The sequence below is a fragment of the Vibrio sp. DNB22_10_4 genome (assembly GCF_052879755.1).
Window position 1 is genome coordinate 1848040 of record NZ_JBNNXW010000001.1, and the last position, 7889, is coordinate 1855928.

Sequence of the window (7889 nt, forward strand, 5' to 3'; positions counted from 1 at the left end):
CATGAAACACGTCTCCGAACTGGAACAACTTCTTCATTCACGTCGCTCAGTACGCAAATACAATGCTGAAGCGGCGTTTGACCATAACGCGGTTCAACGCGCTCTCGAACACGCAACTCTCAGCCCAAACAGCAGCAACATGCAAATGTGGGCATTCCATCGAGTCATCAGCGATGAAAAACGCCAGCAACTTGCAGAGATCTGCATGGGGCAAAATGCGGCTAAAACGGCCAATGAACTGGTTGTCGTCACGGTAACTCCGGATAAATGGAAACAGCGCGCGGCAATGAACGCAGATATTGTGCGCGCTAATTTTGCGGGCCGCGAAGACGAGACCTCAAAGCGTGCATTTAAATATTACGACAAGCTCATTCCTATGGTGTACAACAATGACGCTTTAGGTCTGCGCGGGTTAATGCGTAAGATCTACAGCTTCTGGCTGGGGCGTAATAAGCCGATGGTAAGAGAGGTCAGCAAACAAGATGTCCGTGTGTGTCTTCACAAAAGTGCTTCACTCGCTTCAATGACGTTCATGCTGTCGATGCGCGAACAAGGATACGATACATGTCCAATGGAAGGCTTTGATTCTGTACGTGCTAAAGCATTGTTAGGTCTGGCTGATAACGATGAAATCACGATGATCATCAGTTGCGGCGTTCGTACTGAAGAAGGTATCTACGGCGAGCGCCATCGCGTACCTAACGAAGAAGTGATTATTTCTCATTAAGCTAACGATTTGCGCGTCAATCCAGTGCAGACAGGAACCTATTCGAGGCTTGGTGCGCGCTATGAGTAGCTCCCTGCCTGCGTAGGCGCGCGGCTAGTGGGATGACGGTCATTTTGATTGTAGTGAACCCATTGCAACCGTCATTCCTGTGTAGACAGGAATCTACTTGAGGCTTGGTGCGCGCTATGAGTAGGTCCCTGCCTGCGTAGGCGCGCGGCTAGTGGGATGATAGTCATTTTGATTGTAGTGAGCCCATTGCAACCGTCATTCCTGTGTAGACAGGAATCTACTTGAGGCTTGGTGCGCGCTACGAGAAGATCTCTGCCTGCGTAGGCGCACGGCTAGTGAGATGACGACTATTTTGGGTATTAACCGGGCACATAGGTAACAGCCAAAATTGACAACATTCAAGGATGCCTTTGGCTACTTAGCTCGACAAGACGACCCGTACAATAGCAATAACCTATCAATAACATAACTACAATCGATTATTTCTCTCAAAATAATGACCGTATACTGACCCCAACAAAACAAGATTAAACGCTTCCTAGAGGACAGTATTATGACAAGCACTAACCTAATCGGCCTTGATAAAAACGCATCCCAATCTATTGCTGTGGAGCTAAACCAACTGCTTGCTAACTACCAAGTGTTGTATATGAACACTCGTGGCTACCATTGGAACATCAAGGGTGAGCAGTTCTTTGAGCTGCACGTTAAATTTGAAGAAATCTATACCGATCTGCAAACCAAAATCGATGAGTTGGCAGAACGAATTCTAACTATTGGTCATACGCCAGATCACTCGTTCAGCCGCTACCTTGAACAGAGTCAGATCGAAGAACATCAAAACGCTTATCGTGGCAAAGAATGTGTTACGGGTCTTGTGAATGGCTTCTCGGTTTTGATTCATCGTCAACGTGAGATCTTAGAACAAGCATCGCAAAGCAATGATGAAGGTACCGCAGCTCTAATGGGGGATTACATCCGAGAGCAAGAGAAATTACTCTGGATGTTAAATGCATACCTAAACTGATCGTTGCGAAAACTTCAAAGGGCGCCAAGGCGCCCCTTTTTGTATTCCGTGCTTATATCGCGCTGTATATCGAGTTAGGTTTACACAGCCCAAGGGGCTGGCGATAGACGAAACTCATCCAAAACAAATTCGATAAACCGGCTCAAGCGCAATGAACGTTTCATAACCTGAGGGTAGATCAAATAGAAATCGTTGGAACTAATAATATACCCCTTCAATACGCTGACTAATTGACCTGCCTGCACTTCTTTACCGACAAAGTACTCAGGGGTGTAAATGATCCCTCGCCCAGCGAGTGCCTGAGTTTTTAGTATCAAATTATCGTTGTTTTTGAGCCATCCCTGTATCGGGTACTCGCCATCGGCAAATGGCCAAGTATCATCATTGCTGTTATTCATGCATTGATGTTGAAACAGCTGATTGGGATGCGAAGGTTCACCGTAGCGTTCAAAATAATCTGGCGCCCCTGTCACAGTATGGCTATAGGAAAACAACTTCTTCGCAACCATGTTCTCCGGCGGTTTACGGGTCGCTCTAAAGGCAAAATCAAAATTATCTCTGACCAAGTTGAAGCTTTGATAACTGCACTCGATATCAAAGGTTACACCTGGATGCTGCGCGCTAAACCGCTGACATAATTCGAGTAAAACACCTTGAGTAAACTGCATTGGCGCGGTAATACGAATCATCCCTTCCAGAGACTGATTTTCATAGCCAGCACTTCGCTCTATTTCAACCAACGTTTGTGCGACCGACTCCATACCTGCCGCAACTCTCTCACCTTGTGGGGTAAGACGGACACTTCTGGTCGAGCGGATCATCAAACTGTATCCAAGTTCTTTTTCCAACTGTTTGATTTGAGTGGATAGATAGCCTCTTGAGATATCAAGTTTGTCCGCCGCTTTGGTAAAGCTCAGTGCGTTCGCCACCTCTGCAAACAGCATCAGCCGCTCAATTTTCTTATGCTGCATGTTTTGTCATGTCCTTATCACTTATCAAACCAACCGCAGATTATTGTTTGTTATACCAAACAATGTTTTTTATTTACCATCTTTTTCATAACAATTTTTTGAGGCAATCTTGGCTTAGACGCAACAACAAGGAGTCGAAAGATGTCTTCTCAAATCGTGAACCAAAATTCAACCTCTCGTATCATCTATGGCTGCATGGGACTTGGTGGTGGCTGGGATAATAGCCCAATCACTGCCCAGCACATTCAGCAGGCACATCAAGTTATTGATATAGCTATCGAATCGGGAATCACCGTATTCGATCATGCCGATATCTACACCCGCGGCAAAGCTGAAAAAGTGTTTGGTATTGCGCTAAAAGATCGCCCAGAGCTAGCAAGTCAAATCACCATTCAATCAAAGTGTGGCATCCGTTTTGCCGACGAAACCGGCCCTGGTCGCTACGACTTCTCCAAAACCCACATTCTTAATATGGTCGATGACATACTAGAGCGCTTAGGCATAGAACAAATCGACACATTGTTACTTCACCGTCCAGACCCACTTATGGTGCCGGAGGAAGTGGCCCAAGCGATCGAAACATTGCAACAATCCGGCAAGATCCGTCAACTCGGTGTCTCTAACATGAACTTACACCAAATGACACTACTTCAATCTGCGCTCTCAACGCCGATTGTTTGCAATCAAATGGAAATGAGCCTCACCAAACTAGATTGGCTGGAAGAAGGCATCACCTCTCATGCAAGCTCAACACTTGGCACCATCGAATATTGCCGTAGCCATAACGTGGAACTGCAAGCATGGGGGAGCTTGAGCCAAGGTCTATTTACTGGCCGTGATGTGAGTAGCCAACCAGTAGTGGTTCAAAACTCAGCAGCGATCGTCGCCAAGCTGGCTGCCAAATATCAAGTTTCCACGGAGGCGATCGTTTTAGGTTGGCTTTTGCGTCATCCAGCGAACATTGCGCCAGTTATTGGCACCACCAACCTCGATCGAATTCGTGCATGTGCTCTGGCTGAGTCTTTCGAACTCAGTCGTGAAGACTGGTATTTACTGTTCGAAGCCGCTCGCGGCCAGCAAATGCCATAAGAGGAGCCAAGACATGACACTTAATCATGCCCAGCAAATATTGAACTTCATTCTAGCTCATGCAACAGAAAACAATCTTCACCTTGCCGCCGCAGTAACCGACAACCACGGAGAGCTCATCGCGTTCTTCAAGATGGATAACTGCAGTTTGCAATCGGGTGTACTGGCGCCAAACAAAGCCTATACCGCCGCACGCGAACGCCAGCCAAGTGGCAATCTTGGTAAATGGGCGCAAGAAACCGGTAAGGATATGGGTTACTGGACTGATGCAAAGTTCACAGGGCTTGGCGGCGGCGTGCCTATCGAGATAGATGGTAAAGTCATTGGTGCGGTCGGCGTAAGCGGTATGAGCGAAACCGAAGACGAAGCCTTAGCGAAAAAGGCGATATCCTATGTCATGTCTTAAATAAGATTAGCCAATATCACACCCAAAAAAGAAGTCGAAACAATATGCTCCGACTTCTTTTTTGACTTTGTCCCATCTTAAAGGAGAAAACTGTTGGTTAAACTAGTTTCGCTTTTTAGTGGTCTCCAAATTGATACTCAACCGTCGCACTATAGGTTGTCACATCATTGAGACGAATAAAGTAACGCGATACTTTTGCGCCTAGCATAACATTTGAAGATAGCTTTCCCTTTAGCGCGAATGCGATGTAAGGATCAATACCATCTTCTGTCGATTCAATTTTTTGCCCTTGATACTCACTCTCAAATTCCGTTCGCCAAGCTAGTGCTCCCGCGATACCATTGAGCGACACCCTGTCGTTTTCCCACAAAGTATAATCAACATCCAATCCAATACCGTGCCCAAGTGCTGGCGTCACTTTAGCAACCGTGCGGTGATAATCCTCGGGAGATTGAATAACATCAGCTTCTAACTCAGCACTCCCTTTACCAAGGTTTATATAGTTAACTGACACCGCCCAATCTTGGTTATATCGATATCCTACCCCAAGTAACCAAGCTGTATCACGATCTTCGACACTCAGCACCTGTGGATTATTGTCATAGTTTCTATCATCCGCTCTCGCCTGACCGATGTCCGCCTTAAGAAACCAATCAGCGTTGACGTTAAATGCCGTTAGCAAGCCTAACAACACGGTACTTACACGCACTTTTCCAGCACGAATTGCACCGAATACCGCCAATATCATCACAAGCCACCCTCCTATTGAGCCACCGCTTGAGCTATTTCTCACCACATCGTTGCTAGCAAGATTCACGTTTACCGAGACATTTGAGAATGCCGTACCACCATTACCATCAGAGATGCCATAGCTCAGCGTATCGACACCAAAGAAGTCTGCGGGCGCTTGATAGACTAGCTGGTTATTCTCAATCGATACGCTACCAAGCTGACTACTGGCACTCGTCACCTGTAGCGTATCGCCATCACCATCATTGTCGTTTGCTAGTACATTGATCGTCACTGTACCACCTTTGACCACGGTTGCTTCATCCGACTCCGCTTGCGGAAGAGTATTCGATGAGGTTGTCGCTACGCCACCTGGGTCAACGATTCTGCCATTTGCTTCACCATCGTCATCATAAATACCACCATCCTTAATGGTTAATTGAACGCACCAGTGACCTTCTATCAGCTGCCCCTGCTGCCATGAGCTATCACCAGGAGGTGGACAATATCCTTCAAATCCAGGTGCTGATGAGACGTAGTTGTCTGGATCAGTGCCATCATTTGCTAATGTTACCCAACCGTTTGCCTCACTGTATTTCCGATAAACTGCATTTAGAGGGATCGGTCGACTTTGAGGGAGTACCAAAGAATAGCTTTGCCCGGGGATCGGTAGACCAATCGCAACATAGTCAAATACCCCTCCGACATTTGTTGCGTCCTCATCTACAGGCAATTCCTGCTCTAGCAGCAACGCTCCTCCCGTCATTCCATCGGCAATCGTCACACCCTTACGCAAGCACACACCTGGCTCACCTTCCACCAGGAAACTGCCCGACTCCGACGCATACGACTGAATGACGTTACATTCGGTTATCGCATCTTGGAAATCTGGAATACCATCACCATCACTGTCACTATAACCCTCTTGGTTGTCTGGAATGAGATCACCATCGGTATCCTGCTCTCCGAGAGTAGCAAGTTCAGCAATGACTTCTAAGAATACGCTGGTATTCACCGTTTCATTGCCAGAATCGGTCACTTCAATAGCAAGCTCATAAACACCATCGGTGAGAGCGCTTGGATCAAACTCAAATACTGACTCAGCCTGGCTGATGTTCGCTAGCGCTGAATTGTCATTAATCCAACGATACTGGTGGCTATCGCCCGGATTGACGTCGTCAACAACAGCAGTGATGGTCACCATGCCTTGTTGCGGAGAAATGACCGTTCTAGGCTCCTCATTTTGAATGACTTGTAGCGCCACATCAGGTGCAACATTAACCTCATAAACCGTCAGCACATATTGATACTTACTGCCAAGGTTGACGGTATCAGATAAGGTGATGATTAAGGTTTCTTCACTATCTGCCACATCGTCGCTGAAGATCTCAAAATCAATCACTCCCTCAAGCCCTGAAGTAATCACTACTTCCCCTGAAACAAGATCGTGATCTTGAGTATCCATTGTGCCGCCAGCCGTGTATGGGATGACCACAGGGTAACTGCTAGGCTTGCCGTTGAGATAAACCGCAACTTGATGTTCAGTATCTTCAACAGTCTTACCATCTTTCTCTATTGAGATTAATGGGTGAACCGTAATAGTCTGCAGTGATTTACCTGTATTGCCGCTTTGATCCGTCGCAGCCCACGAGACTTTGTGAACACCAGGAGTGAAGAACCCGTCGCTGTTTTCAATCACAACAGGAAGTGGCTGACCTGAACTATCAATCGCCGTTGCTACCCCAAGGTCAACTTTAGTAAATAGTGCAGAGGCATTGATCTCAACATCATCGGGGGCGGTGACGGTTGGACCATCACTTGCGACTATTTCTAACACAGCCTCACCAATCACTTCAGCATCGTTACTATCTTTGACACCATACTTTATGGTGACCACCCCTACATCAGCAGTCTGAAGCTCAATACTGTCACCATTAACGGTTAATGCTCCCGAGTCTGCCCTCGCCCAAGAGAGCGTTAATGTGTCATCATCAGGATCCATATCGTTGGCTAGGGGCGCAAAGCTATAAAGGCCTTGCGCTGTCGCAGCAAATGTTAGGGTCTCACCAGTAACAACGGGGTCATCATTCACACTGATGACCTGCACATTAATGGTTCTATCTACCGTATAACCGCTTTCATCGGTCAAAGTGATCGTAAAGCTGTCACTACCGTTGTAGTTGCCGTTTGGCGTATAGACGATGTCCGTGCCACTGATGGCTATCTCACCATGACTCGGTGCGGATTTCTCGGTTGCTGTGACCGTATCGCCATCCACATCGCTAAAGTTAAAGCTCAACGTTTGGTTGTTGTCTTCGTCTGTGGTCAAGGTCGAGGCAATCGTAATGCTTGGCTCGTCATTGACGCTTGAGACGGTGACGTTGATGGTTTTGTCTATTGTGTAGCCGTTGCCATCGGTCAGTGTAATGGTGAAGCTGTCACTGCCGTTGTAGTTGGCGGTTGGCGTATAAACGATGTCCGTGCCGTTAATAACTATCTGACCATGACTCGGTGCGGATTTCTCCGTTGCTGTCACCGTATCGCCATCCACATCGCTAAAGTTAAAGCTCAACGTTTGGTTGTTGTCTTCGTCTGTGCTCAAGGTCGAGGCAATCGTAATGCTTGGCTCATCATTGACGCTGGAGACGGTGACGTTGACGGTTTTGTCTACTGTGTAGCCGTTACCATCGGTCAGTATAATGGTGAAGCTGTCACTGCCGTTGTAGTTGGCGGTTGGCGTGTAGACGATGTCCGTGCCGTTAATAACTATCTGACCATGACTCGGTGCGGATTTCTCCGTTGCTGTCACCGTATCGCCATCCACATCGCTAAAGTTAAAGCTCAACGTTTGGTTGTTGTCTTCGTCTGTGCTCAAGGTCGAGGCAATCGTAATGCTTGGCTCATCATTGACGCTGGAGACGGTGACGTTGA

Annotated in this window: 6 protein-coding genes; 4 read left to right on the top strand and 2 right to left on the bottom strand. The window is 47.2% G+C overall.

The genetic code is table 11. The annotated features are described in order from the left end of the window. The first annotated feature begins 1 nt into the window (after window position 1). Both ACVA6Q_RS07950 and ACVA6Q_RS07955 read left to right on the top strand, forming a co-directional pair. Window positions 2–727 (top strand): nitroreductase family protein, encoded by a 726-nt coding sequence (locus ACVA6Q_RS07950; RefSeq protein WP_446647141.1) that lies wholly within the window; start codon window positions 2–4, stop codon window positions 725–727. A gap of 562 nt (window positions 728–1289) precedes the next feature. Then, window positions 1290–1763: a Dps family protein gene (locus ACVA6Q_RS07955; RefSeq protein WP_446647142.1), complete on the top strand. Its 474-nt coding sequence runs from the start codon at window positions 1290–1292 to the stop codon at window positions 1761–1763. Between the two features lie 80 nt (window positions 1764–1843). Here the strand turns inward: ACVA6Q_RS07955 and ACVA6Q_RS07960 are convergent, their stop codons facing one another. After that, a complete protein-coding gene (locus ACVA6Q_RS07960; RefSeq protein WP_446647143.1) occupies window positions 1844–2734 on the bottom strand; it encodes a LysR family transcriptional regulator in 891 nt (296 codons plus the stop codon). 141 nt (window positions 2735–2875) lie between these two features. Here ACVA6Q_RS07960 and ACVA6Q_RS07965 point away from each other — a divergent pair, with 141 nt between their 5' ends. Both ACVA6Q_RS07965 and ACVA6Q_RS07970 read left to right on the top strand, forming a co-directional pair. After that, window positions 2876–3823, top strand: a complete 948-nt coding sequence (locus ACVA6Q_RS07965) for an aldo/keto reductase (protein WP_446647144.1) — start codon at window positions 2876–2878, stop codon at window positions 3821–3823. Window positions 3824–3836: 13 nt separating this feature from the next. Continuing rightward, a complete protein-coding gene (locus tag ACVA6Q_RS07970; RefSeq protein WP_446647145.1) occupies window positions 3837–4229 on the top strand; it encodes a GlcG/HbpS family heme-binding protein in 393 nt (130 codons plus the stop codon). A gap of 115 nt (window positions 4230–4344) precedes the next feature. Here the strand turns inward: ACVA6Q_RS07970 and ACVA6Q_RS07975 are convergent. Further along, on the bottom strand, window positions 4345–7889 hold a 3545-nt coding region (locus ACVA6Q_RS07975; protein WP_446647146.1), incomplete at its 5' end, for an Ig-like domain-containing protein.

What these genes read in the sequence shown, in the direction of transcription:
- ACVA6Q_RS07955 (WP_446647142.1), top strand. Translation starts at nt 1,290, where the DNA reads ATGACAAGCACTAACCTAATCGGCCTTGATAAAAACGCATCCCAATCT.
- ACVA6Q_RS07960 (WP_446647143.1), bottom strand. Translation starts at nt 2,734, where the DNA reads ATGCAGCATAAGAAAATTGAGCGGCTGATGCTGTTTGCAGAGGTGGCG.
- ACVA6Q_RS07965 (WP_446647144.1), top strand. Translation starts at nt 2,876, where the DNA reads ATGTCTTCTCAAATCGTGAACCAAAATTCAACCTCTCGTATCATCTAT.
- ACVA6Q_RS07950 (WP_446647141.1), top strand. Translation starts at nt 2, where the DNA reads ATGAAACACGTCTCCGAACTGGAACAACTTCTTCATTCACGTCGCTCA.
- ACVA6Q_RS07970 (WP_446647145.1), top strand. Translation starts at nt 3,837, where the DNA reads ATGACACTTAATCATGCCCAGCAAATATTGAACTTCATTCTAGCTCAT.